The sequence below is a fragment of the Bradyrhizobium sp. HKCCYLRH3099 genome (assembly GCF_051167855.1).
In the GTDB taxonomy this organism is placed as follows: Bacteria; Pseudomonadota; Alphaproteobacteria; order Rhizobiales; family Xanthobacteraceae; genus Bradyrhizobium.
This window is the reverse complement of record NZ_JBNPTW010000024.1, coordinates 22,078-45,623: the sequence shown is the minus strand read 5'-3', so window position 1 is coordinate 45,623 and position 23,546 is coordinate 22,078. Positions and strand designations below refer to the sequence as shown.

Sequence of the window (23,546 nt, the reverse complement as noted above, 5' to 3'; positions counted from 1 at the left end):
CGTAAAACATCTGTTGAACGGAATGAAGAGGTGCGTTATACATTTGTATAACGCGCCTCTTTCCGTGGGTCGACCCATGAAGATCGAAATCAAGAAGATTGGCAATTCCGACGGCCTGCTGCTGCCGCGCGAGCTGATGCAGCGGCTCGATCTCAAACGCGGTCAGCAGCTGCACATCGTCGAGTTGCCCGGTGGCGGGTTCCAGGCGCTGCCCTACGATCCGGATTTCGAGCGGACGATGGAGATCGCCGACGAGCTCATGGACGAGTATCGCGACACCCTGGCGGCGCTCGCCAAATGAGCGAGCAACGGGAGCCGCTGTGGATCACGTATGAGCAGGCCATCGCGATCCACGCGCGTCAGCTTCGCCGCTTTGGCGGCGCGCCGGGGCTGCGCGACGAAGGCATGCTGCGCTCGGCTTTGGAGCGGCCCATCAACAAATGGAGCTACGAACAGGCGACGCTGCCCGAGCTTGCCGCGGCTTACGCATTCGGTCTCGCCAAGAACCACGCTTTCGTCGATGGCAACAAGCGCATCGCCTTCATGGCAATGATGACGTTTCTACGCAGAAACGACATCGCGTTTGCACCGGACCCGGCTCAGGCCACCGCCGTGATCCTCGCCCTCGCCGCCGGCGAGGTCAGCGAGGCCAGCCTGACGCGCTGGATCCGCGACAATTGGCCGAGCCAATAAGGCGATCGGAAAAACCGATAAAACCGCCTTGCATGCCAGCCGTTGCCCTTGCATTGGCTTTGAGGTATGCGACCTTAACAAAGCATACTTACTCTGGGGGACCCCGATGGCAAACCATGGCGAGATCGCCTACTCGACGGCGGCCGGCAACGACTATCCGGCGCATGAGGCCACCTACGAAGGCTTCATCAAGCTGGTGAAGTACGGCACCATCAGCGTCGCGCTGATCGTCATCTTGATGGCTATTTTCCTCGTTTAATGTCGCACTGGGCCCGCCGGCATCCCGCCGGCGGGCCTTCAGCTGACTGCCGCAGCCGATCGCTGACCCAGGTGTCATGCTGGAGCCTGTGGACGTCCCGCCCGTTTTTAAGCTCGCGCGCGCATCCGCGCCGGAGGCCTCATGAAGATTGCCGTCGCCAAGGAAATCGACCCGTTGGAGCCGCGGGTCGCGGCCTCTCCCGACACGGTGAAGAAGTTCAAGGCGTTGGGTGCCGAGATCGCGGTCGAGCCCGGCGCAGGCATCAAGTCCGGCCTGCCGGATTCGGAATTCACGGCGGCGGGCGCGACCGTCAGCGCCGATGCGCTCAAGGACGCCGACATCATCATCAAGGTGAAGCGGCCGGAAGCCTCCGAGCTCGCCAGCTACCGCCGCGGTGCCTTGGTGTTCGCGATCATGGACCCCTACGGCAACGACGCCGCGCTGAAGGCGATGGCCGATGCCGGCATTGCGTCCTTCGCGATGGAACTGATGCCGCGCATCACCCGCGCCCAGGTCATGGACGTGCTGTCGAGCCAGGCCAACCTCGCCGGCTATCGCGCGGTCATCGAGGGCGCCGAGGCGTTCGGCCGCGCCTTCCCGATGATGATGACCGCGGCCGGCACCGTGCCGGCGACCAAGGTGTTCGTGATGGGTGTCGGCGTCGCCGGCCTGCAGGCGATCGCGACCGCGCGCCGTCTCGGCGCCATCGTCTCGGCGACCGACGTGCGTCCCGCCACCAAGGAGCAGGTGGAGAGCTTGGGCGCCAAGTTCCTCGCGGTCGAGGACGAGGAATTCAAGAACGCGCAGACCGCCGGCGGCTACGCCAAGGAGATGTCCAAGGAGTACCAGGCCAAGCAGGCTGCTCTGACCGCGGAACACATCAAGAAGCAGGACGTCATCATCACCACGGCGCTGATCCCCGGCCGTCCGGCGCCGCGCCTCGTCACCATGGAGATGGTGAAGTCGATGCGCCCCGGCTCGGTCCTGGTCGACCTCGCGGTCGAGCGCGGCGGCAACGTCGAAGGCGTGAAGCTCGGTGAGACCGTCGAGATCGACGGCGTGAAGATCATCGGTTTTCCGAACCTCGCCGGCCGCGTCGCGGCCTCGGCGTCTGGCCTCTACGCCCGCAACCTGTTCTCCTTCATCGAAACGATGATCGACAAGAAGGAGAAGACGCTTGCAGTCAACTGGGACGATGAGCTGGTCAAGGCCACGGCTTTGACAAAGGACGGCGCCATCATCCACCCGAATTTTCAGCCGAAGGCGTAGTTGAAGGTCTGAGGAGCAAAGCCATGGAACATGTCGTCCAAGCCGTCGATCCCTTCGTCTTCCGGCTGTCGATCTTCGTCCTCGCCGTTTTCGTCGGCTACTTCGTGGTGTGGTCGGTGACCCCCGCGCTGCATACGCCGCTGATGTCGGTGACCAACGCGATCTCCTCGGTCATCGTGGTCGGCGCGCTGCTCGCGGTCGGCGTATCGATGGTGTCGAGCGGCAGCGGGCTGGCGCGGGCCTTCGGTTTCATCGCGCTGATCTTCGCCTGCGTGAACATCTTCGGAGGCTTCCTCGTCACCCAGCGCATGCTGGCGATGTACAAGAAGAAGTCCAAGTAATAACGCCGCATAACAACGCCGCGCGACGCGGGATGACAGGCACAACGGGGCATCTGCAATGAACGCCAATCTGTCGGCACTCCTTTATCTCGTGGCGGGTGTGCTGTTCATCCTGTCGCTGCGCGGGCTGTCCAGCCCCGCCACCAGCCGCCAGGGCAATTTCCTCGGCATGGCCGGCATGGCGATCGCGGTCGTCACGACCTTGGCCAGCCATCCGCCGGCGGATGCTGTGGCCTGGATCCTGGTGATCCTCGGCGTTGCGATCGGTGGCGGCATCGGCGCGGTGATCGCGCGCCGGGTTCCGATGACGGCGATGCCCGAGCTCGTCGCTGCCTTCCACTCGCTGGTCGGCATGGCCGCGGTGCTGGTCGCCGCCGGCGCCTTCTTCGCGCCTGAAGCCTTCGACATCGGCACGTCCGGCAACATTCACCCGCAGAGTCTGATCGAGATGTCGCTCGGCGTCGCCATCGGCGCGCTGACCTTCACCGGCTCCGTCATCGCCTTCCTCAAGCTGTCGGGACGGATGAGCGGCGCGCCGATCATGCTGCCCGCGCGCCACGTCATCAACATCGCGCTGGCGGTCGCGCTGGTGTTCTTCGTCGTCCGCCTCGTGCTGACCGGCGGCGGCTTCGACTTCTTCATGGTCACGATCCTGGCGCTGGCGCTTGGCGTGCTCATGATCATCCCGATCGGCGGCGCCGACATGCCGGTCGTGATCTCGATGCTGAACTCCTATTCGGGCTGGGCGGCCGCCGGCATCGGCTTCACGCTCGGCAATTCGGCGCTGATCATCACCGGCGCGCTGGTCGGCTCCTCCGGCGCCATCCTGTCCTACATCATGTGCCACGCGATGAACCGGTCCTTCATCTCGGTCATCCTCGGCGGCTTCGGCGGCGAGACGGCCGCGGCTGGCGGCGCGACGGGCGAGCAGAAGCCCGCCAAGCTCGGCTCGGCCGATGATGCGGCCTTCATCATGAAGAACGCGTCCAAGGTCATCATCGTACCCGGCTACGGCATGGCGGTGGCCCAGGCCCAGCACGCGCTGCGCGAGCTGGCCGACACCTTGAAGAAGGAAGGCGTCGAGGTGAAGTACGCCATTCACCCGGTCGCCGGCCGCATGCCCGGCCACATGAACGTGCTGCTCGCCGAGGCCAACGTCCCCTATGACGAGGTGTTCGAACTCGAGGACATCAACTCCGAGTTCGCCCAGACCGACGTTGCCTTCGTCATCGGCGCCAACGACGTCACCAATCCGGCCGCCGAGGAAGACAAGTCCTCGCCGATCTACGGCATGCCCGTGCTGCAGGTCTGGAAGGCGGGCACCGTGATGTTCATCAAGCGCTCGCTCGCCTCGGGCTATGCCGGCATCGACAATCCGCTGTTCTACCGCGACAACACGATGATGCTGCTCGGCGACGCCAAGAAGATGACCGAGAACATCGTCAAGGGCATGTAGCGCGCCTTGTCAGGAGCCATCACCGGTTTGAAATGGCTCCTGATTGTCCTGGTGGCGATCTACGCCACCGTGCTCGCGGTGCTGTTCGTGCGCCAGCGCGCGATGCTGTTTCCGATCCCGCCGGTCGGCCGCACCGCGCCTGCCGATGCTGGTTTTCCCCAGGCCGAAGAGCACGTGCTGACCTCCGCCGATGGCGAGAAGGTCATCGTCTGGCACGTGCCTGCGAAGCCCGGCCGCAAGGCCGTGCTCTATTTCCCCGGCAATGGCGATTTCCTCGCCGGCGTGGTCTCGCGCTTCAAGGCGCTGACGGCCGATGGCACGGGACTCGTTGCACTGTCCTATCGCGGCTATGCGGGCTCGACCGGCAGTCCGAGCGAGCAGGGTCTGCTTCAGGATGCCGCATCCGCCTATGCTTTCACGCGCGAGCGCTACGAGGCAAAACGAATTGTCGTCTGGGGTTTCTCGCTGGGCAGCGGCGTGGCCACGGCGATCGCCGCGGAGCATCCGATCGAGAAGCTCGTTCTCGAAGCGCCATATACGTCCACCGTCGATGTCGCGTCCGAGATGCTGAAAGTGGTTCCGGTCAGTCTGCTGATGCTCGACCGTTTCCACTCCGATCAGCGCATCGCCAAGGTCCACGTGCCGCTCCTGATCATGCACGGCGCCAGGGATCCGGGCATTTCGATCCGCTTCGGGGAACGATTGTTCGCGCTTGCGCATGACCCCAAGCGGTTCGTACGGTTTCCTGATGGCGGCCATAACGATTTGGATCTTTTTGGTGCGACAGAAACGGCAAAAGGCTTCATCGACAGCCCCTAGCTTTCTCCGCGTGAGCAGGCCTGTGCCGCTCCTCGTCATGCTGCTCTGTGCAGTTCTGCCGGTCGATGCGCATGCCGCCGGGTTGAACGGTGCCGCGATGACCTGGCCGTTCGCGCTGCCCTTCGCGGGCTTGCTGCTGTCGATCGCGCTCGGTCCGCTGCTGTTCGCCAAGTTCTGGCATCACCACTACGGCAAGGTCGCCGCGGCATGGGCGCTGACGACCTTGGCGGCCCTGACCTGGCAGGCCGGCCTCGGCGCGGCATTCGCGTCGTTCGTCCACGCCATCCTCGCCGAGTATCTCAGCTTCATCGTGCTGCTGTTCACGCTCTATACCGTCGCAGGCGGCATCCTGGTGACCGGCGACATCAGGGGCACGCCGACCACCAATACGGCCATCCTGGCGCTCGGCACGATCATCGCGAGCTTGGTCGGAACCACCGGCGCCGCAATGATCCTGGTGCGTCCTCTGATCCGCGCCAATCTGGGCCGGCCGCACAATGTGCATGTGCTGGTGTTCTTCATCATCCTCGCGGCCAATGTCGGCGGTGCACTGAGCCCGCTCGGCGATCCGCCGCTGTTCGTCGGCTTCCTGCGCGGCGTCGACTTCTTCTGGACCATGCGCAACATCTGGCTGCAGACCGCGATCGTCGCCGGCCTGCTGCTCGTGATCTTTGCCGCCATCGACATCTGGCGTTTCCGCTCGGAGAAGCCGGTCGCGGACGCATCAGGAAAGAAGGAGCCGGTGCGCGTTCGCGGGCTCGTCAACATCGTTCTGATCGGCGCCATCGTCGTCAACACGCTGGTCTCGGCGAGCTGGAAGCCGGGCATCTCGTTCGACATCGTCGGCACGCATATCGAGTTGCAGAACCTGGTTCGCGACGCGATCCTGGTGGGGATCGCCGGCCTCTCGCTTTGGCTCACGCCGGACGAGCATCGCGAGGCCAACGGTTTCAACTGGGAGCCGATCCGCGAGGTCGCCAAACTGTTCGCGGCGATCTTCACGGCCATCGTTCCCGTCATCGCCATGCTGAACGCCGGCCATGAGGGGGCTTTCGGATGGCTCCTGAACGCGGTGACCACGCCGTCAGGCGCGCCGCGCGAGGTCGCCTATTTCTGGTTCACCGGGCTGATGTCGGCCTTCCTCGACAATGCTCCGACCTACCTGCTGTTCTTCGAGCTCGCCGGCGGCGATCCCAAGGTGCTGATGGGCGAGCTCTCCGGCACGCTGGCTGCCATTTCGATGGGCGCGGTCTACATGGGCGCGCTGACCTACATCGGCAACGCGCCGAATTTCATGGTCGCGGCGATCGCCAACGAGCGCGGCATCAAGATGCCGAGCTTCTTCGGCTACATGCTGTTTGCGGCCGCCGTCCTGATTCCGCTGTTCGTGTTGTTGACATTGCTGCCGATTCATCCGCTGCTCAGCGCGCACTGACCCGCTCGATGCCGTCGATGACCCGACGATCCGGCGGGCGGGTGCGCAAGCGACGGAGGACGTCATGAGCGTCAAGGGCGCAACACCCGCATCATCGGTGATCTTTCCAGGCCTGGCGGTGGCGCTGGTCGCGGGCGTGACCCTGGCGCATTACGACTTCACGCCCTCGGCGGCGGGTCTGGTGTTCGCGGCCGCGCTGCTCGTCATCCTGTTCGGGACGGTGTTCGCGGCCGTGCATCACGCCGAGGTCATCGCGCATGAGATCGGCGAGCCGTTCGGCACGCTGCTGCTGACGCTCGCGGTCACCGTGATCGAGGTGGCGCTGATCGCGACCATCATGCTCGGCGACAAGGCCGCGCCGGCACTGGCGCGCGACACCGTCTTTGCCGTCGTCATGATCGTCTGCAACGGCCTGGTCGGCGTCTGCGTGTTCATCGGCAGCCTGCGCTATCGCGAGCAGGACGTGCTCGTCTCCGGCGCCAACCTCTATCTCAGCGTCCTGTTCACGATGGCGACCATCACGCTGGTGCTGCCGAATTATACGCTGACCGCGCCCGGCCCGGTGTATTCCGCAGCGCAGCTCGCCTTCGTCAGCGTGGTCACGATCCTGCTCTATGCGATGTTCCTGTACACGCAGACCACGCGCCACCGGGACTATTTCGTCGGCGGCTCGACCGGCTTCAGCGATGACGATGTTCGGCTGCCGCGGTCGAAGCTGATGGTCAGCATCGGGTTGCTGCTGGTGGCGCTGCTCGCGGTCGTGCTGCTCGCCAAGAAATTCTCGCTGGTGGTCGATGCCGGGGTGGCCGCGACCGGCGCGCCACCGGCCGTTGCCGGTGTCCTGGTGGCGCTGCTGATCCTGCTGCCGGAGAGCGTGGCGGCGATCTCGGCTGCGCGCGCCAACGATCTGCAGAAGAGCATCAACCTGGCGCTGGGGTCCTCGCTCGCGACGATCGGCCTGACCATCCCGGCCGTGGCAGTCGCGGCCTATGCGCTCGACAAGCAGCTCGTGCTCGGACTGGACGCGCAGGGGATGGTGCTGCTGGTGCTGACCTTCGTCTTGAGCATGCTGACATTCGGCACTGGACGGACCAACATCCTGTTCGGGCTGGTGCATGTGGTGGTGTTCGCGATATTCCTCTTTCTCCTCTTCGTGCCCTGATTCAGAGAAACACCCGCATGCTCAGCGCCCAGTCCGATGTCCAGGTCGATACGCCCGAAGTCCGCGTCACGGAGTGGCGGCTCGCGCCGGGAAGCGCGACGGGACGCCATGTCCATGGAATGGATTACGTGATCGTTCCTGTCACGGCCGGCGAGATGACGATCGTGGCGCCCTCGGGCGAGCGTTCGAAGGCGCAGCTTGCGGTGGGCAAGTCCTACTTCCGCAAGGCCGGTGTGGAACACGACGTGCTGAACGAGACCAGCTCCGAGATCGTTTTCCTCGAAGTTGAATTGAAGCCGTAACCATTTGTTTACCGGGATGCCGCTGATTGTGGTACCGTAAACCGGCGATCCGGAAGGCTGTGGCTGTCCCAGCGTGGTCTCGGATTGCCGCACGGCTCTGGTCTCAAAGGTTTTCGGGGAAACGACTTTTCGGCGCGTGCCGCCCGCTGTGACGGCGTTAGGCGTGGGCCGAGAGGTATGGGAATGGTCCCTTAATTGTGCCTCAAAGTTCCCGCAAATACCGCGCGGGAGTGGTCAGCATGCTGAAATATCTCACAAAGTTCGCATTGGAGATCATCCCGTCGGTGGTTGCCACCATCATCGGGGCCTACATCGTCAACCACTACATCAACACCAAGCCCGACGCGCCGCCTTCGACCGTGGCGGCCGTGGCGTCGGCCGCCTATGCCAAGCTGACAGGCTCCAAGCCTGATGCCCACAAGGGCGAGGTTCCCAAATCCGTAGAGAAGTCGGCTGATGGCACCAAGCCCGATGCCAAGCCGGCCGAGACCTCGGCCGCGCTGTCCAACGCTCCCGTGCCGGGGATCAAGGCGAAGGGCGTGTCGGAGAAGTCGCTGGCCGACAAGGCCGCCGAGAAGGCGGTCGAGGTGAAGCCGACGGAGACCGCGAGCCTCCCGACCGAAACGCCGGCTGCCCGCCACCCGACCTCGCCGCGCGAAAAGCTGATTGCGCGGGGGACGCCGGCCGAGACGCCTGCTGCCCAGCCCGAGGAGCGTCGTGATGCGGCTGACCTCGCTCGCGCTGCGATCGAGAGGCTGCGTGCGAGCGAGGGCGCCGGAAAGGGATCGGCGGACAAGGCGACGGCAGAGAAGCCGTCCAACAACGATCAGGCCCGCGACACGCCGCGCGTCGTGACGGCCGCGCCGCAGGTGTCGCCGGTGCGTCCGCTGCCGCCGCCGGTGACGGTGTCTGCGCCGCCGGCCGAGCAGGGCTTCGCCATGCCGTCGGCCTCGAACCCGGCCTATACGGGATCGGTGCAGCCGGACGGCCGGCTGACGCCGCCGGCGGAGATTCCCGCGCAGCAGCTGCGTCCGCTCGATTTGCGTGCGGAGAAGGATCCGTCGATCAAGGATCAGATGTCCAACGTGGCGCAGGACATGATGTCAGCCGCCAAGTCGGTGTTCCACTCGGTGCTGCCGAAGTAGTCGGCCGGATCGATCCGCGAACTGATCCGTGAAGCGGTAGACCTGCCGGTCTGCCGCTCTTTCTTTTGTGGCCAGCAGGCGTTGCGGGAGGCGTGGCGACGATATGGGATGCGCGACCGCACCTGCCTTCCAGCGCGGCCGGGGCATGGTGGCAAAAACAAAAACGCGAGCCCATTGGCCCGCGCTTTCACATCAGCAGATCGCTTGAAGAGGTGGTCTGGCGGCTCAGCGCGCAGCCGGACGGGGGCCAGCGCCCGGACCACGCGCGCCACGGTCACCACCGGGGCCAGCGCCGAACACCGGCTTCGGCTTCATCGGCAGCAGGCCTTCACGCTGCAGCTTCTTGCGGGCCAGCTTGCGCGCGCGGCGCACGGCTTCGGCCTTCTCGCGGGCTTTCTTCTCAGAGGGCTTCTCGTAATGGCCGCGGAGCTTCATCTCGCGGAAAATGCCCTCGCGCTGCATCTTCTTCTTGAGCGCCTTGAGGGCTTGATCGACATTGTTATCGCGAACGAGAACCTGCACGCGGCATCCTCTTTCTCAGTCTATCGGTTTGAAAATCTGGTGAAGCCAGGGCTGGCAAATGGCCGCGCCCTTAACCTTGAGCGCGCCCATGTATCAGAGGAGTCCCCCGCTGTCCACCCGGTGGCGGGCCCATGACGGCAAGTTTAACGCCGCGGGGCAGGTTTATTTCAGCCCTGCCGTGGCGGAAGCGGCAAGACCTGGGTGACGTGGCCCATCTTGCGGCCCGGGCGGGCGGCGCCCTTGCCGTAAAGGTGAACGGTCGCGCCGGGAACGGTCAGCCACTGCTCGTAGGTGTCGATCTCGTCCCCGATCAGGTTGGTCATGATGACCTGGCCGTGGCGGAGCGGCTTGCCCAGCGGCCAGCCGGCGATCGCCCGGATATGCTGCTCGAACTGCGAGATCGAGGCGCCATCGAGGGTCCAGTGACCGGAATTATGCACCCGCGGGGCGATCTCGTTGACCAGCACGCCGGGATGGGGTCCGCTGGTCACGACGAACATCTCGACGGCGAGCACGCCGACATAATCGAGCGCGGTGGCGATCCGGCTGGCGATGTCGCGGGCCTCGTCGGCGAGCGCGTCGGGAATCCGCGCCGGGGCGCGCGAGACCTTCAGAATATGGTCGCGGTGCTCGTTCTCGGTGACGTCGAAACACTCCACCTGGCCGTCCGCCGCGCGGGCCGCCACCACGGAAATTTCGCGCTCGAACGGCACGAAGGCCTCCAGGATCGCCGATTTGGTGCCGAGTTCGGCCCAGATCCGCTCGAAATCGTCGCCCTGGCGGACCTTGACCTGGCCCTTGCCGTCGTAGCCGAACCGGCGGGTCTTCAGCACCGCCGGCAGGCCGAGCCGGAACGCGGCCTCGCGCAGGGTCGCGACCGACGATACGTCGGCATAATTGGCGGTCCGGATGCCGAGCGAGGTGACGAAATCCTTTTCGGTCAGGCGGTCCTGCGTGGTCTCCAAAGCCGAGCGGCTCGGCAGCACCGGCCGCCGCGCCGCGAGCACCATGGCCGCAGCGGAGGGCACATTCTCGAATTCATAGGTCACGACGTCGACGTCGTTGGCGAACAGCTCCAGCGCCTCGACGTCGGCATATTCGGCGCAGGTCGCGTTCAGCACGACATCGAACGCCGGCGAGTCCGGATCGGGCGAGAACACCTGGCAGCGCAGCCCGAGCCGGGCCGCGGCGAGCGCCAGCATGCGGCCGAGCTGGCCGCCGCCGAGAATTCCGATGGTGTCGCCGGGCTTGAGCTTCACCCGAGGGGAGCCGGTCACGCCGCGCCCTCCGGACGTTCGGCGATCGCATCGGTCTGGGCCTGACGCCAGGCGGCGAGGCGGCTGGCCAGCGCCGGGTCCGACAGCGCCAGCACGCTCGCGGCGAGCAGGGCCGCGTTGATGGCGCCGGCTTTGCCGATGGCGAGTGTCCCGACGGGAATGCCGGCCGGCATCTGGACGATGGAATACAGCGAATCGACCCCCGACAGCGCCTTGGACTCGACGGGGACGCCGAACACCGGCAGCTCCGTCAGCGAGGCCGTCATGCCCGGCAGGTGGGCGGCCCCGCCCGCGCCGGCGATCACCACCTTGGTGCCGGCCGCCTTGGCGCCCTTGGCGAAGGCGTACAGCCGGTCCGGGGTGCGGTGCGCCGAAACGATACGGGCGTCATAGCTCACGCCGAGCGCACCGAGTGTATCGGCGGCATGGCGCATGGTATCCCAGTCCGACTGGCTTCCCATGATGATGGCGATCGGGGCGGTCATGACCTCAATTCTTCTCGGGAATCCATCAGCATGGGCCGGAGTATAGGATCGGTCCCGACAGCGGCAAGCCATGGCATGGAGGTCCGGATGGACTATCCTGACTTGGTAAAGGCCGGCAAGCCCCAAACGACGGCGCGGCAAGGTGTCGAATGAAAAAGAAGCGCATGATGACTGCGGGACGAGGCGGGAAACGGGGAACCCGCTACCGCCGCAGGAGCGCGCGCGCTGCAAGGCCGCTGGAGAGAGGGGCCGGCCCGGCCGGTGCGCGGCAGGCGATCCGGCGGCTCAAGGCCGAGCTCGCGGCGGCCCAGGAGAGGATCAGCGAGCTCACGATCCTGTCCGAGCGTGACGTCCTGCTCGACATCTTCAACCGGCGAGGCTTCGCCCGCGAACTCCACCGCTCGATCGCGTTCATCAAGCGTTACGACGCCACCGGCGCGCTCATCGTGCTCGATGTCGACCGTCTGAAGCCGATCAACGACGCGTTTGGTCATGCCGCCGGCGACGAGGTGCTCAAGGCCGTCGCGCGGGTTCTCAGCCAGCAGGTTCGCGCGTCCGACGTCATCGGGCGGCTCGGCGGCGACGAGTTCGGCGTGCTGATGTGGCACCTCAGCGAGACCGATGCGCGCGCCAAGGCCGCCGTGCTGGAGGCGGCTATCGACAACCTGACCGTCACGTTTGGCGATCAGACCGTGCGCGCCGGCGCCTCAGCCGGAGTTGCGCTGCTGGACAAGCGGGTCAATCCCGTGCGAGCGCTCGAGGAGGCCGACCGAGCGATGTACATCCGCAAGGCGCAGCGCCGGCACGAGGTGTTTCAGTGACCTGACCTGATCGCTCGTTCGAAGCCTATCGAACGGCCTCGCTGGCTTCACAACGTCTGAGCCTCGGAGGCAAGCATTCGACCATCGGGCAGATCAGTAACAGGTCAGTACAAAGTCCCGCTGCCCGTTCTCCCCCGGCGTTCGTACCGACTACAACTCGCCGAGATCGTCGGGCAGGTCGCCAAATCTGTGCAACAGTTGGGCATCGCTGAACTCGCCCATCAAGGGATCGCCGCTGCGGCTGAAAGCGAGGGCGCCGATATTGTCCGGCAGGCGTGACATCGCCTCGGCGCGTCGGAGGGCCGCCGCCGAACTCCGACACTCCTCGGCCGTTCCTGCGACCAGCGCCCCGGATTCATCGCGTCTGAACGGCATCGCGACGTAGTAGGTGACATCAGGCATTGCATGCTCCTTCGGCCGGCAGAGAGCAGCGCAAACGCGGCGGTGATCTTTTGGAGATTGAGGGGAGTGCTCAGGCTGCGTTGCTCTGCGCGTCCGATGCGGTGTTCGGCATGCAGCCGCAGGAGATCGTGGCGCGCAGTTCCTGCAGCTCCAGCTCGAGATATTCGTTCGCCATGATCAGCGCCTTGATGGTGGAGCGCAGATTGCCGTCGCACATCGCGATCGCTTGATCGCAGGCTTGTTCGTAAAGGCGATCACCGGAAGCGGGGGAAGCGGGCATTGGACCATCCTCTTTGTTCGGCCAGCGCGCCGGCTGGATGGTCGAATGTTCGCTCTTTGTTCTTATTCTGTCAATATGCCGCGCGGCGAACTCACAGCCGCCCCCCGCGAAAAGATCGGTCAGCCAAGCTGGCCCATTCTCACGCAATGATGTCGGGCGTGATCTGGTCTTCGATGAACGCGATCCGGTCGCGCAACTGCAGCTTTCGCTTCTTCAGCCGTTGCAGACGCAACAGATCGGGCGCGGGCGAATGATGCAAGGCATCGATCGCCGCGTCGAGGTCGCGGTGCTCCTGCTGCAGGCGTGCGAGTTCGGCCTGCAGTTCGCGCTCGTCTTGGTCAGCCATGATCTATGATAGCAAAAAAGCGGAAGGAAGTGGGAAGCCCCGGGGCGAGGAGCGCGAATATTGCGCTTGCGAAGCCCAGGCGCAAGCCGCTGATGTCATGAAGTCTGCGGCTGTCCCGTGAATTTCAGGTTGGCGTCGGCCCGAGATTCGTCCGGATCTTCTCACGCTTCATTACGCACGGCGGTCAAATCTCCATGTGCGGTCTTTTGGCCCCATCGACAGGTCAAGCGACTTGTGTACACTCAATGGCCCTGGTCGAATCTCAGGTTCACCTACCAAGGAGGTTTCGAATGGCCCTTCAGGCGCATCTCGTTGAACTGGAGCGTAAGCATAAAGTTCTTGAAAACGAATTGCATGAAGCTCTCCTTCACCCATCGACAGACGATCTGCGCATTGCCGAACTGAAGCGACGCAAACTGATGGTGAAGGATGAGATCGAGCGCTTGAGACAGGTGACGACCGAAACGCTTCACTGAGTTGTGACTACGACCGACTGAGTTTGCTACATCAAGGTCATTCGCGCTGGGATGGTGATCACTCCATCCCAGTCGCTGATGGAAATCCGCCCGAAGGATCTTCAACCGTCCGCCTGCTCGGCGACCGGTTAACGCGATCTTCATACCCGGATCCTGCGCCTCGTCAGCTCGTGATGAGTTCGCCCACATGAGCGGCGATCGCGAGCGATGAGGTCAGGCCCGGCGATTCGATTCCGAACAAATTGATCAATCCATCGACGCCGTGATCGCGCGGCCCCTGGATCACGAAGTCCTGCGATGCGATCGCCGGCGGAACGATCTTCGGCCGGATTCCCGAATAGCTCGGCATCAGGGCGCCGTCCGGCAGCGCCGGCCAGTACCTTCGGATCGCCGGGTAGAAACGGTCGGCGCGCGCGGGATCGACGGTGTAGTCGATCCTATCGACCCACTCCACATCAGGTCCGAAGCGCGCCTGTCCGGCCATGTCGAGCGTGAGATGGACACCGAGCCCGCCCGGCTCCGGCACCGGATAGATCAGCCGCGTGAACGGCGCCTTGGCGCTGCAGCTGAAGTAGTTGCCTTTGGCGAGATAGGCCGTCGGCACGTGTGACGGCGGCATGCCCTCGATCCGCCGCGCCACGGCGGGAGCGTCGAGGCCGGCCGCGTTGATCAGAAGCCGGCAGGCGAGCGTCATCGGCTGCTCGCCTCCGGCCTCGATCTCGATGACGCCGCCCGCGGCCTTGGCGCGCAGCAGCGGGGTATGGAACGCGAGCGCGCCGCCGGCATCCTCGATCTCGCCGCGCAGCGACAGCATGTAGGCGTGACTGTCGAGAATGCCGGTCGAGGGGGACAGCAGCGCCGCCTCGCAGGCCAGCGCCGGCTCCAGGGCCAGCGCTTCGGACGCGGTCAGCAGCCGCATGCCCTCGACGCCGTTGGCCTCGGCATGCGCGCGGATGCCCTGCAGCTTCTCGGTCTCGGCCGCGCTGGTCGCGACGATCAGCTTGCCGCAATTGCGGTAGGGAACGCCATGCTCGTCGCAATAGCGGTAGAGCATGCGTTTGCCGCTGACGCAGAACCGCGCCATCAGGCTGCCGGCCTTGTAATAGATGCCGGCATGGATCACTTCGCTGTTGCGAGATGAGGTCACGGTGCCGATGTCCTCGGCGGCCTCGAGAACGATCACCTCACGGCCTGTCACGGCCAACTGGCGGGCGATCGCAAGTCCTACGACACCAGCACCGACGACGACGCAGTCAACCTTTTCCATACGCCTTCCTGAAACAATCCCGAGAGCTCATGATCCCCTGCAATCGCTGGTGGGCGAAATTCGCCGCTAGGCATGCCACTGCTTAGCAAACCATTCATCATAGAAGGTCATCGCCAGAATTTGCTTCGTGTTTTTCGAAGTTTGTGGAAACCGTTTACCCGATCCCAACCGGTCGAGCCAGAGAATGCCATCCGAATACCGCGGGTGATTGATGGCTGGCAAGAATTGGCAGGCGAGCGACCGAGGCGCGTTTACGGCGCGTGTCGTTGCGGCCTCGATGGCCGTCACGGCGGCGGCGTCGACGTGCGCCTCGGCGGCATCGCCCGGTTTTCTTCCGTCCGGCTATATCGGCAGCGTCGAACCCGAGGTGCTCTGGGAGGTGCTGATCGCAGGCGTCGTCGTCTGCGCCTTCCTCGCGTCCATCGTGATCTGGGTCCATTCCGCGCTGCGGCGGACCAAACGGACGCAGCTACGGCGCAACGCCTTCGTCAGCTCCGCGCTGAACAATCTAAGCCAGGGGCTGATACTCGTCGACGCCGCCAATCGCGTCGTGTTCTACAATCATCGCTTCCTCGAGATCTGGGGTCTGAGCCGGGCGGACATTCCGCCGGGCTGCACCGGCCGGGAACTGGTCGAACTGCGGCGGGCGCGCGGTCTGCTCAATTTGACTGCCGAAGAATTTGCGCGCCAGGCGAACGAGCCCGGCGGATGTTTGACCGAGCTTCCGGATGGACGGGCCATTCGCGTCACGATCTTCCAACTCCCAACCGGAGGATCGATCGGCATTCACGAGGACTGCACCGCCCAGCGCCGGCTCGAAGGTGAGCTCGCCTCGACCAAGCAGTTCCTGGAATCGGTGCTGAACCATGTTCCGGTCTGCGTCGCGGCCAGGGACTTGCAAAACGGCCGCTACGTGTTCGCCAACCGGGCCTTCGAGGAGTTTTCACGCATTCCGCGCGAACGCATCGTCGGCAGCCGGCCCGCCGAGTTGTTCTCGGCCGAGACTGCGGCCAATATCGAAGCCGCGGATCAGGCCGCCATGCGCATGCCCGGATCGTGCTACCGCAACGAGCTGGTGGTGCATCGGAAGGGACAGCAGCGCATCCTGGACTCCAACCGTGTGCTCGCCACCAACGACAAGGGCGAGCCGCAATTCCTCATCTCGGTGTTCGAGGACGCGACCGAGCGGCGCTCGCTTGGGCTCGAGCTCGAGAACACCAAGAAGTTCCTGGAGCTCATCGTCGACAACATCCCGGTTTCGCTGATCGTCGAGAGCGTCGAAGATGGCCGCTATCTGCTCGCCAACCGCAGCGCCGAGATCATCCTCAACCGCAAGCGCGAGGACGCGACCGGCCTCACCGCCACCGACATCTTCAATCCGCGCGAGGCGCGGCTGATCATCGCGCGCGACGAGGCCGCCATCAAGAAGCGCACGCTCCTGACCGAGGAGCACCCGATCTCGACCAAGGACGGGCTGCGGCTGTTCCTGACCCGGCGGGTGACGGTGCTCGGCGATGCCGGTGAGCCGCAATATCTGATCAAGACCTATGAGGACGTCACTGACCGGCGCCAGACCGAATCGCGGATGGCGCACATGGCCTATCATGACGGCCTCACCGATCTGCCGAACCGCGCCGCCTTCCTGCAGGCGCTGAGCCAGATGATCGAGGCCTGCCGGGACACCGACGAGGAATTCGCCGTCCTGAACGTCGACCTGAAGGCCCTGAAGGACGTCAACGACGTCTTCGGACACGCCGTCGGCGACAAGCTCCTGATCGAGGTCGCGCGGCGCGTTCAAGCTGTCGCCCGCGGCGGCGTCGTCGCGCGCCTGTCGGGCGACGAGTTCGGATTGATCATCGACGGCAAGCAGCCGGAGGCGGGCAGGGCGCTCGCCGAACAATTGGCTGCGGCCATCGCGGTGGACTTCCATATCGACGGCAAGTCCATCCGCACCGCGCTGACCACCGGCATCTCGGTGTTCCCGCACAACGGGCACGAGCCGGCCTCGCTGCTCGCCAATGCCGGCGCGGCCCTGTTCCGCGCCAAGGCCAAGGCCCGCGGCAGCATCACCTTCTACGAGGCGGAGATGGACCAGCAGATTCGCGATCGCCGCGTTCTGCACCAGGAGCTGTCGGTCGCGATCAAGAATGGCGAGCTGTCGCTGTACTTCCAGCCGCAGGCCAGTTCGGGGCGCACCGTCGATGCCAGCGAGATCATTGGCTTCGAGGCGCTGGCGCGCTGGCAGCACCCGGTCCGCGGTTTCGTGCCGCCGAGCGACTTCATTCCGCTCGCAGAGGAAAGCGGCATGATCGTCGAGATGGGCGAGTGGATCCTGCGCGAAGCCTGCCGCGAGGCGGCGTCCTGGCCGAAGCCGCTGCAGGTCGCCGTCAACCTGTCGCCGGCCCAGTTCGTCCATGGCGATCTGGTGGCGCTGGTGCATTCGATCCTGCTCGAGACCGGGCTGTCGCCCGGCCGGCTCGAACTCGAGATCACCGAGGGCGTCCTGATCGAGGATTTCGATCGCGGCGTCTCGCTGCTGCGCCGGCTGAAGGCGCTCGGCGTCCGCGTGTCGATGGACGATTTCGGCAGCGGCTATTCTTCGCTGAGCTATCTGCAGGCCTTCCCGTTCGACAAGATCAAGATCGATCGCGCCTTCGTCATGAATCTCGGCCGCAACCCGCAATCGGCGGCGATCATTCGTGCGGTCATCGGCCTCGGTCACGGCATGAACATGTCGATCGTGGCCGAAGGCGTCGAGACGCCGGAGCAGCTCGGCTTCCTCGCCGAACAGGGCTGCGACTCCGTCCAGGGCTATCTGCTCGGCAAGCCCTTGCCGATCGACAAGTATGACGGCGTGGTGGGCCGCGCTTCCGACGACATCGTTACGACCGTGCGCAAGACGGGCTGACCGTAAGATTGCGGTCAGAGGCCGGCACGCAACAGCATCGATTTATCAGCTGATCCGTCGCGCCGGACACTACGAGAATCACAAACGCAGGTTTACGATCGCACGTCCTGACACGCTCGAAGACGTTGCGTATGGCGGACTACGATCTTGCGATCATTGGTGGAGGCCTGAACGGCGTCAGTCTGGCGCGCGATGCGGCTGGCCGCGGCTTGCGCGTGCTCCTGGTGGAGCAGGGGGATCTCGGCGGCGCGGCGTCCTCGGCGACGTCCCGCCTCGTCCACGGAGATCTCGCAGCCCTGGAGCGCCGCAACCTCTGGCGCGTGCGCGCGACGCTCGCGGAGCGGGCCGTCTGGCTCGGGATCGCGCCGCATCTGGTTCGCCCGGTTCGCTTTGCCATTCCTGCGCACGCGAATGAGCGTCCGTCCTGGCAGCTGCGCGCCGGGCTCTGGCTCTACGACCGGCTCGGCCCGGGACGACGGTTGCCGGCGGCGCAGGCGCTCGACGTCACCCACCATCCGATCGGCGACGCCCTGAAACGTCCGTTCGGCACGGCCTTCGAATACTCCGACTGCGTCGTCGATGATTCGCGGCTTGTCGTGTTGACCGCGCTGGATGCTGCCGAGCGCGGAGCCGCGATCCGAACCGGCACCCGCTGCATCCGGGCCGATCGCGATCGCATCTGGCGGCTCGCAATCATCGATCGCGGCCACCGCCGCATCGTCACCGCCTCCGCTCTGGCGAACGCCACCGGCGCCTGGAGCGTCTCGACCGCCGAGACCGTGCTGCGTCAGCCGCCGCCGCGCGTCACGGCGCGGCAAGTGAGCCAGATCGTCGTGCCCAGGCTGTTCGACGTCGACGCGGTCTACGTGTTTCAGAATTCGGACGGACGGCTGATCTTCGCTCAGCCCTATGACCGCGAGCACACTTTGATCGGCTCGGTGGCGCACGGCTTCAAGGGGGATCCGGCCGTCGTGTCCATGCCCGCGGCCGATGTGGCGTATCTCTGCAAGGCGGCGAACCGCTATTTCCGCTCCGACATCCAGCCCGTGGATGTGGTGAGGACCGTCTCCGGCGCCAACGCGACGTTGCTCCGTGACGCCGGCGCAGAGACACTCGAGTCCGTCGTGAGCCTGCATGCCAGCCGCCGTCTGGCGCCGCTGCTGACGATGTGCGGTGGTGACGTGACGACCGCGCGGCGCCGTGCCGAGCAGGCGGTCTCCAGCCTGGCGAAATTCTATGAGTTGCGGCCGCGCTGGACCGCGCGGGCTCCGCTGCCGGGCGGCGATTTCGGCTGGGAGCGGTTCGAGGACCTCGTCGATGACGCCCGCGATCGCTGGCGCTTCCTTGGCGAGGCCGAGGCCCGGCGGCTGGTCGGCGCCTACGGCACCCGGCTGGCGCAGATCCTCGGTGACGCCCGCGAGCGCGCCGATCTGGGCCAGACGTTCGGGTCCGAGCTGACCGAGGCTGAAGTCCGCTACCTCATGACCAGGGAATGGGCGCGGTTTCCCGAAGATGTGCTGTGGCGGCGGACCAAGCTCGGTCTGACCATGGCCGCAGCCGATCGCGACGCCCTGGCCGCGTTCATGGCCACGGCCTCCTGCCAGAACGCAGCCCGGCTTGGCGAAGCGGGCGGGGATAGTCCGGCCCGTAAGGTTGAGCTGCAGTCGATCGGCGGCTAGCTTGCGCTGCGCCGCGCCATTATGAGCCGGCAGGGTGACTAGACCGGATCATGGCTGACGACATCGCGACTACCGAACCTGCCGCCGAGCCGGCGGCCACGCCCCCGCCGGAACCCCGTCCTGATCCCCAGCCGCCGATCCTGCGGATCGAGAACGTCGTCAAGGCCTTCGGCAGCTTCCGCGCCGTCGACGGCGTCTCGCTCGACATCCGCGCCGGCGAGTTCTTCGCGCTCCTCGGGCCCAGCGGCTGCGGCAAGACCACGCTGTTGCGCATGCTGGCCGGGTTTGAGACACCGGACGAGGGCCGCATCCTGCTGTCCGGCGAGGACATCGCGCCCGTGCTGCCGCATGAGCGGCCGGTCAACATGATGTTCCAGAACTACGCGCTGTTCCCGCATCTCAACGTCCGCGACAACATCGCCTTCGGCCTCAAGCGCGCCGGCATGCCGCGCGCCGAGATCGCGACGCGCGTCGCCGAGATGGTGGCGCTGGTCCGGCTCGAGGGGCTGGAGAAGCGCAAGCCCGATCAGCTCTCGGGCGGCCAGAAGCAGCGCGTGGCGCTGGCCCGCTCGCTGGCGCGCCGGCCGAAGGTGCTGCTGCTCGACGAGCCGATGGCGGCTCTCGACAAGAAGCTCCGCGAGAGCACGCAGTTCGAATTGATGGAGCTGCAGCGCCGGCTCGGCATGACCTTCATCATCGTCACCCACGACCAGGAGGAGGCGATGACGGTGGCGACCCGGATCGGCGTGATGAACGCCGGCAGGCTCGAACAGGTCGCGGTGCCGCGCCGCCTCTACGAGGAGCCGGCCACGCGCTGGGTCGCGGAGTTCGTCGGCGATATCAATCTGTTCGAGGGCGAGGTGACGGCGCGGGAGCCGCTGCGGCTGCGGGTGGCGACACAGACTGCGGGCGAGATCATCGCAGCCCAGCCGGTGAGCCCGATCAGCGAGAGCAAGGTCGCGGTCGCGATCCGGCCCGAGAAAGTCCGGCTGGCGCTCCGCCGCCCGGCTGCCGACGCCGCCGGAATCAATTGCGTGCAAGGGGCGATTTCCGATGCGAGCTATCTCGGCGGCAAGACCGTCTACAAGATCAAGCTGGACGGCGGCGCCGTGTTGCACGCCGCGCAGGCCAACACGGCACGGCTCGATGCCGACGGCTATGGCCTGAACCAGCGCGTCGTCGCCTGGTTCACGCCCGATGATTGCGTGGTGCTGGAGCGATGAGCGCGCGCCGCATCTTCTCGCGTCCGGCGCGCTTCGCGGCGATCGCGCCCTACGTCTGGATGGTGCTGTTCTTTGTGGTGCCGTTCCTCTTCGTTCTCAAGATCAGCCTGTCGCAGACCGCGATCGCGCAGCCGCCTTATACGCCTGTGTTCTCGCTGGCCGAGGGCTGGTCGTCGCTGCGCGAGGGCTTCGCGGCGCTGTCGCTCGACAATTTCCGCCTGCTGCTCTCCGACGATCTCTATCTCGCATCCTATCTGCGCAGCGTCGTGGTCGCGCTGACCTCGACGGCGATCCTGCTGCTGATCGGCTATCCCATCGCCTATGGCATGGCGCGGCTGCCGAAGAGATGGCAGGGCATTGCGATGATGCTGGTCATCATCCCGTTCTGGACGTCGTTCCTGATCCGCATCTATGCCTGGGTCAACATCCTCCAGCATGACGGCCTGTTGAACCAGATCCTGCTCGCGCTGCATCTGGTGTCGACGCCGGTGGTGTGGCTGTCGACCGACAGCGCGATGTATGTCGGCATCGTCTACTCCTATCTGCCGTTCATGATCCTGCCGCTGTTCGCGACGCTCACCAAGATGGAGCCGGCGCTGGAAGAGGCGGCCGCGGATCTCGGCGCGACCCCGCGCGAGACGTTCTGGCTGGTGACGTTTCCGCTGTCGTTGCCCGGCGTCGGCGCAGGCAGCCTGCTGTGCTTCATCCCAATCGTCGGCGAGTTCGTCATTCCCGACCTGCTCGCCGGCTCCAAGTCGCTGATGATCGGCCAGACGTTGTGGCTGGAGTTCTTCACCAACAAGGACTGGCCGGTCGCCTCCAGCATCGCCGTGGTGCTGCTGGCGGTGCTGCTGCTTCCGCTGCTGCTCTATGACCGCCTCCAGCGCCGGCAACTGGCGGAGAGCCGGTAATGGATCGACTGCAGCAAGGCATGCTCTCTCGCTCCCCTCCCCCTTGCGGGGAGGGGTCGGGGGTGGGGGTCCACATCGGCAGTCTTTGCTGGGACCCCCCCTCCCTGACCCTCCCCCACAAGGGGGGAGGGAACGGACAGAGTGGCGGCTGGAGCGGAGGAGGCGCCTTTGCCTAAGCCTTCCCGCCTTTCCCGCTTCAACATCGCCTCGCTCTCGCTTGGGCTCGCCTTCCTGTATCTGCCGATCCTGATCCTGGTGATCTACTCGTTCAACGCCTCGCGGCTGGTGACGGTGTGGGGCGGCTGGTCGCTGCGCTGGTACTACGAGTTCTTCAACGACCGCGCCATGATCGATGCGGCCTGGATGAGCCTTCGCGTCGGTGCTACCTCCGCAACTGTTGCGACTGTGCTCGGCACGCTCGCCGCGGTGGCGCTGTCGCGCGGCCAGGCCTTTCGTGGTCGCATGCTGTTCTCCGGCATGCTGTATGCGCCGCTGGTCATGCCCGAGGTGATCACCGGCCTGGCGCTGCTGCTGCTGTTCGTCGCGCTGGACGCCGAGCGCGGCTTCTGGACGGTGACGATCGCGCACACCACGCTGACGATGTGCTTCGTCGCGGTCGTGGTGCAGTCGCGGCTGGTCTCGCTCGACCGCAGCCTGGAGGAGGCGGCGATGGATCTCGGCTGCGATCCGTTCCGGGCGTTTGCGATGGTGACCTTGCCGCTGATCGCGCCTGCGGTGGTCGCTGGCTGGATGCTGGCCTTCACCTTGTCGCTCGACGATCTCGTGATCGCGAGCTTCACGACGGGCCCGGGCTCGGCGACCCTGCCGATCCGGATCTATTCGGAGGTGCGGCTCGGGGTGAAGCCGGAGATCAACGCGATCTGCACGCTGGTGATCGGCTTGATTGCGGTGGTCATCGTGATCGCGTCGCTGGCGTCGAAGCTGTCCAGCGACCGGGGCGAGAGCGCTGCGCCACTCTAGCAGCAGTCATTGCGAGCGAAGCGAAGCAATCCAGGGCAGCGCAAGGACTCTGGATTGCTTCGCTTCGCTCGCAATGACGGAGAGTGTTGAGGCACCGTCTTCAAACCATGAACAGCTTCAAGGCGGCGTCGACCGCTGCGCGATGGACTGCACCGCGATCGACCGATGCCGGATCGACGCAACTGGCGGGATCGGAGTTGCGGCCCAGCTCGGTGCTCTCCGGCAAGAACACGTAGTGGCCGGCATCGTCAGCAACGACATCGAACGCGCTGCCCGGCAAGCGGTCATGCAGCCAACGCGCGGACGGCAGCAGCGCATCGGCGCCGCCGACCATGATGTGTGTCGGCACGTCGATCGCGGCGACGCTGTCCTCGGAGAAGCCCTGCACCGACCGTCCCGGCGCCAGCAGCAGGGCCGCCTTGATGCGCGGATCGTGATAGGACGCCGACATGCGCGCCCAGGAGTCGCGGAAGATCTGGCTCGTCTCCATCAGCCGCGGCAGGTGGTCGACGAGGTCGGGAAACTCGCGCGGGCCGCGGCCGAGATTGGCGCCGGGCGCGAAGGGCGAGCGGATCATGATGGCGCCGAGCAGGGCGGTAGCGGTGACGCCGCCGAGCGAATAGCCGACCGCGAAGATGCGATCGGGATCGATGCGGCCTGCGAGGCCGGGCCGAACGGTGAGGTGGTCGATCAGCAACGAGATGTCGCGCGGCCGCTCCCATGAGCACAGGAAGGCCTCGGCCCGGTACGGTTCGGCATTGCTGTTGCCGTGATGATTGAGCGCGGCCGCGATGAACCCTCGGGCCGCCAGCTCGCGCGCCAGCCATTCGACCTGCAGGCCGTTGCAGCCGGTGCCGTGCGAGTAGACCACGAGCGGATACGGCCCGGCGGCGGCGAGCGGCGCATTCAAGGCGGCAGGTCCTGCCTTGAACCAGCCTTGCGGCCATGGCGCGACAGGCAACGCTGCTTCGGTCGCGCCGTCCGCGGCCGGGTACCAGGCGAACCAGTCGATCGGGCGCGGCCCGTTGCCATCCCAGTTCGGCCGCGAGACATCGGCGATGCGGCCCTGGCGAAAACCGACCCGCAT

At 65.6% G+C, this 23,546-nt stretch carries 26 protein-coding genes; 18 read left to right on the top strand and 8 right to left on the bottom strand.

The annotated features are described in order from the left end of the window. The first annotated feature begins 76 nt into the window (after positions 1 to 76). From ACQR1Y_RS31515 to ACQR1Y_RS31465, 11 genes are all read left to right on the top strand, one after another. Positions 77 to 301 (top strand): AbrB/MazE/SpoVT family DNA-binding domain-containing protein, encoded by a 225-nt coding sequence (locus ACQR1Y_RS31515; RefSeq protein ID WP_006612211.1) that lies wholly within the window; start codon positions 77 to 79, stop codon positions 299 to 301. Next, complete coding sequence (locus ACQR1Y_RS31510) at positions 298 to 693, top strand: type II toxin-antitoxin system death-on-curing family toxin (RefSeq protein ID WP_434880025.1); 396 nt, start codon at positions 298 to 300, stop codon at positions 691 to 693. Before ACQR1Y_RS31515 ends, ACQR1Y_RS31510 begins: the two co-directional genes overlap by 4 nt. Before the next feature lie 106 nt (positions 694 to 799). Beyond that, positions 800 to 952, top strand: a complete 153-nt coding sequence (locus ACQR1Y_RS31505; RefSeq protein ID WP_434880024.1) for an aa3-type cytochrome c oxidase subunit IV — start codon at positions 800 to 802, stop codon at positions 950 to 952. Between the two features lie 141 nt (positions 953 to 1,093). Then, positions 1,094 to 2,221 (top strand): Re/Si-specific NAD(P)(+) transhydrogenase subunit alpha, encoded by a 1,128-nt coding sequence (locus tag ACQR1Y_RS31500; protein ID WP_434880023.1) that lies wholly within the window; start codon positions 1,094 to 1,096, stop codon positions 2,219 to 2,221. Positions 2,222 to 2,244: 23 nt separating this feature from the next. Continuing rightward, positions 2,245 to 2,562: a proton-translocating transhydrogenase family protein gene (locus ACQR1Y_RS31495; protein WP_006612207.1), complete on the top strand. Its 318-nt coding sequence runs from the start codon at positions 2,245 to 2,247 to the stop codon at positions 2,560 to 2,562. 58 nt (positions 2,563 to 2,620) lie between these two features. Next, a complete protein-coding gene (locus ACQR1Y_RS31490) occupies positions 2,621 to 4,018 on the top strand; it encodes an NAD(P)(+) transhydrogenase (Re/Si-specific) subunit beta (RefSeq protein WP_434880022.1) in 1,398 nt (465 codons plus the stop codon). An 18-nt stretch (positions 4,019 to 4,036) separates the two neighbouring features. Further along, entirely contained in the window at positions 4,037 to 4,837 is an 801-nt protein-coding gene (locus ACQR1Y_RS31485; RefSeq protein ID WP_434880031.1) for an alpha/beta hydrolase, read from the top strand. 97 nt (positions 4,838 to 4,934) lie between these two features. After that, on the top strand, positions 4,935 to 6,272 hold the full coding sequence (locus tag ACQR1Y_RS31480) for a sodium:proton antiporter (RefSeq protein ID WP_434861198.1): 1,338 nt from the start codon (positions 4,935 to 4,937) through the stop codon (positions 6,270 to 6,272). 64 nt (positions 6,273 to 6,336) lie between these two features. Then, complete coding sequence (locus ACQR1Y_RS31475) at positions 6,337 to 7,434, top strand: calcium:proton antiporter (protein ID WP_434861185.1); 1,098 nt, start codon at positions 6,337 to 6,339, stop codon at positions 7,432 to 7,434. 17 nt (positions 7,435 to 7,451) lie between these two features. Continuing rightward, positions 7,452 to 7,736 (top strand): cupin domain-containing protein, encoded by a 285-nt coding sequence (locus tag ACQR1Y_RS31470; protein WP_434861184.1) that lies wholly within the window; start codon positions 7,452 to 7,454, stop codon positions 7,734 to 7,736. A 239-nt stretch (positions 7,737 to 7,975) separates the two neighbouring features. Further along, positions 7,976 to 8,881, top strand: a complete 906-nt coding sequence (locus ACQR1Y_RS31465) for a hypothetical protein (RefSeq protein WP_434880021.1) — start codon at positions 7,976 to 7,978, stop codon at positions 8,879 to 8,881. Positions 8,882 to 9,106: 225 nt separating this feature from the next. On the opposite strand, the gene rpsU is transcribed toward ACQR1Y_RS31465, so the two are convergent. The 3 genes from rpsU to purE all read right to left on the bottom strand — a co-directional run bounded on the left by rpsU (position 9,107) and on the right by purE (position 11,165). Beyond that, a complete protein-coding gene (rpsU, locus tag ACQR1Y_RS31460; RefSeq protein WP_434861182.1) occupies positions 9,107 to 9,403 on the bottom strand; it encodes a 30S ribosomal protein S21 in 297 nt (98 codons plus the stop codon). A gap of 167 nt (positions 9,404 to 9,570) precedes the next feature. After that, complete coding sequence (locus tag ACQR1Y_RS31455; protein WP_434880020.1) at positions 9,571 to 10,680, bottom strand: 5-(carboxyamino)imidazole ribonucleotide synthase; 1,110 nt, start codon at positions 10,678 to 10,680, stop codon at positions 9,571 to 9,573. Beyond that, on the bottom strand, positions 10,677 to 11,165 hold the full coding sequence (purE, locus tag ACQR1Y_RS31450; protein ID WP_434861180.1) for a 5-(carboxyamino)imidazole ribonucleotide mutase: 489 nt from the start codon (positions 11,163 to 11,165) through the stop codon (positions 10,677 to 10,679). The genes ACQR1Y_RS31455 and purE overlap by 4 nt, the downstream gene beginning before the upstream one ends. A 164-nt stretch (positions 11,166 to 11,329) precedes the next feature. Between purE and ACQR1Y_RS31445 the strand changes: the two genes are divergently transcribed. Then, the gene (locus ACQR1Y_RS31445) at positions 11,330 to 11,986 is read left to right on the top strand and encodes a GGDEF domain-containing protein (protein ID WP_434880030.1); all 657 of its coding nucleotides are present in this window, start codon (positions 11,330 to 11,332) and stop codon (positions 11,984 to 11,986) included. 150 nt (positions 11,987 to 12,136) lie between these two features. Here the strand turns inward: ACQR1Y_RS31445 and ACQR1Y_RS31440 are convergent, their stop codons facing one another. From ACQR1Y_RS31440 to ACQR1Y_RS31430, 3 genes are all read right to left on the bottom strand, one after another. Beyond that, positions 12,137 to 12,388 (bottom strand): hypothetical protein, encoded by a 252-nt coding sequence (locus ACQR1Y_RS31440; protein WP_434861178.1) that lies wholly within the window; start codon positions 12,386 to 12,388, stop codon positions 12,137 to 12,139. Between the two features lie 70 nt (positions 12,389 to 12,458). Further along, positions 12,459 to 12,668, bottom strand: a complete 210-nt coding sequence (locus tag ACQR1Y_RS31435; RefSeq protein ID WP_434880019.1) for a hypothetical protein — start codon at positions 12,666 to 12,668, stop codon at positions 12,459 to 12,461. Between the two features lie 139 nt (positions 12,669 to 12,807). Beyond that, positions 12,808 to 13,014, bottom strand: a complete 207-nt coding sequence (locus ACQR1Y_RS31430) for a YdcH family protein (protein ID WP_434861176.1) — start codon at positions 13,012 to 13,014, stop codon at positions 12,808 to 12,810. A gap of 290 nt (positions 13,015 to 13,304) precedes the next feature. On the opposite strand from ACQR1Y_RS31430, the gene ACQR1Y_RS31425 reads away from it, so the two are divergent. Next, a complete protein-coding gene (locus ACQR1Y_RS31425; RefSeq protein WP_434861175.1) occupies positions 13,305 to 13,490 on the top strand; it encodes a YdcH family protein in 186 nt (61 codons plus the stop codon). 163 nt (positions 13,491 to 13,653) lie between these two features. Here ACQR1Y_RS31425 and ACQR1Y_RS31420 read toward each other — a convergent pair whose 3' ends face one another. After that, positions 13,654 to 14,757 carry an NAD(P)/FAD-dependent oxidoreductase gene (locus tag ACQR1Y_RS31420; RefSeq protein WP_434880018.1) on the bottom strand — a complete coding sequence of 368 codons (1,104 nt, stop codon included), beginning with the start codon at positions 14,755 to 14,757 and terminating at the stop codon, positions 13,654 to 13,656. A 211-nt stretch (positions 14,758 to 14,968) separates the two neighbouring features. Between ACQR1Y_RS31420 and ACQR1Y_RS31415 the strand changes: the two genes are divergently transcribed. The 5 genes from ACQR1Y_RS31415 to ACQR1Y_RS31395 all read left to right on the top strand — a co-directional run bounded on the left by ACQR1Y_RS31415 (position 14,969) and on the right by ACQR1Y_RS31395 (position 22,459). Next, positions 14,969 to 17,665, top strand: a complete 2,697-nt coding sequence (locus ACQR1Y_RS31415; RefSeq protein ID WP_434880017.1) for a sensor domain-containing protein — start codon at positions 14,969 to 14,971, stop codon at positions 17,663 to 17,665. A gap of 131 nt (positions 17,666 to 17,796) precedes the next feature. Then, positions 17,797 to 19,344 carry a glycerol-3-phosphate dehydrogenase gene (locus ACQR1Y_RS31410; RefSeq protein ID WP_434880016.1) on the top strand — a complete coding sequence of 516 codons (1,548 nt, stop codon included), beginning with the start codon at positions 17,797 to 17,799 and terminating at the stop codon, positions 19,342 to 19,344. A gap of 50 nt (positions 19,345 to 19,394) precedes the next feature. After that, on the top strand, positions 19,395 to 20,567 hold the full coding sequence (locus tag ACQR1Y_RS31405) for an ABC transporter ATP-binding protein (protein WP_434880015.1): 1,173 nt from the start codon (positions 19,395 to 19,397) through the stop codon (positions 20,565 to 20,567). Further along, the gene (locus ACQR1Y_RS31400; protein ID WP_434880014.1) at positions 20,564 to 21,478 is read left to right on the top strand and encodes an ABC transporter permease; all 915 of its coding nucleotides are present in this window, start codon (positions 20,564 to 20,566) and stop codon (positions 21,476 to 21,478) included. Before ACQR1Y_RS31405 ends, ACQR1Y_RS31400 begins: the two co-directional genes overlap by 4 nt. Positions 21,479 to 21,646: 168 nt before the next feature. Beyond that, positions 21,647 to 22,459 carry an ABC transporter permease gene (locus tag ACQR1Y_RS31395; RefSeq protein WP_434880013.1) on the top strand — a complete coding sequence of 271 codons (813 nt, stop codon included), beginning with the start codon at positions 21,647 to 21,649 and terminating at the stop codon, positions 22,457 to 22,459. Positions 22,460 to 22,559: 100 nt separating this feature from the next. Here ACQR1Y_RS31395 and ACQR1Y_RS31390 read toward each other — a convergent pair whose 3' ends face one another. Then, the gene (locus tag ACQR1Y_RS31390) at positions 22,560 to 23,546 is read right to left on the bottom strand and encodes an alpha/beta hydrolase family protein (protein WP_434880012.1); all 987 of its coding nucleotides are present in this window, start codon (positions 23,544 to 23,546) and stop codon (positions 22,560 to 22,562) included.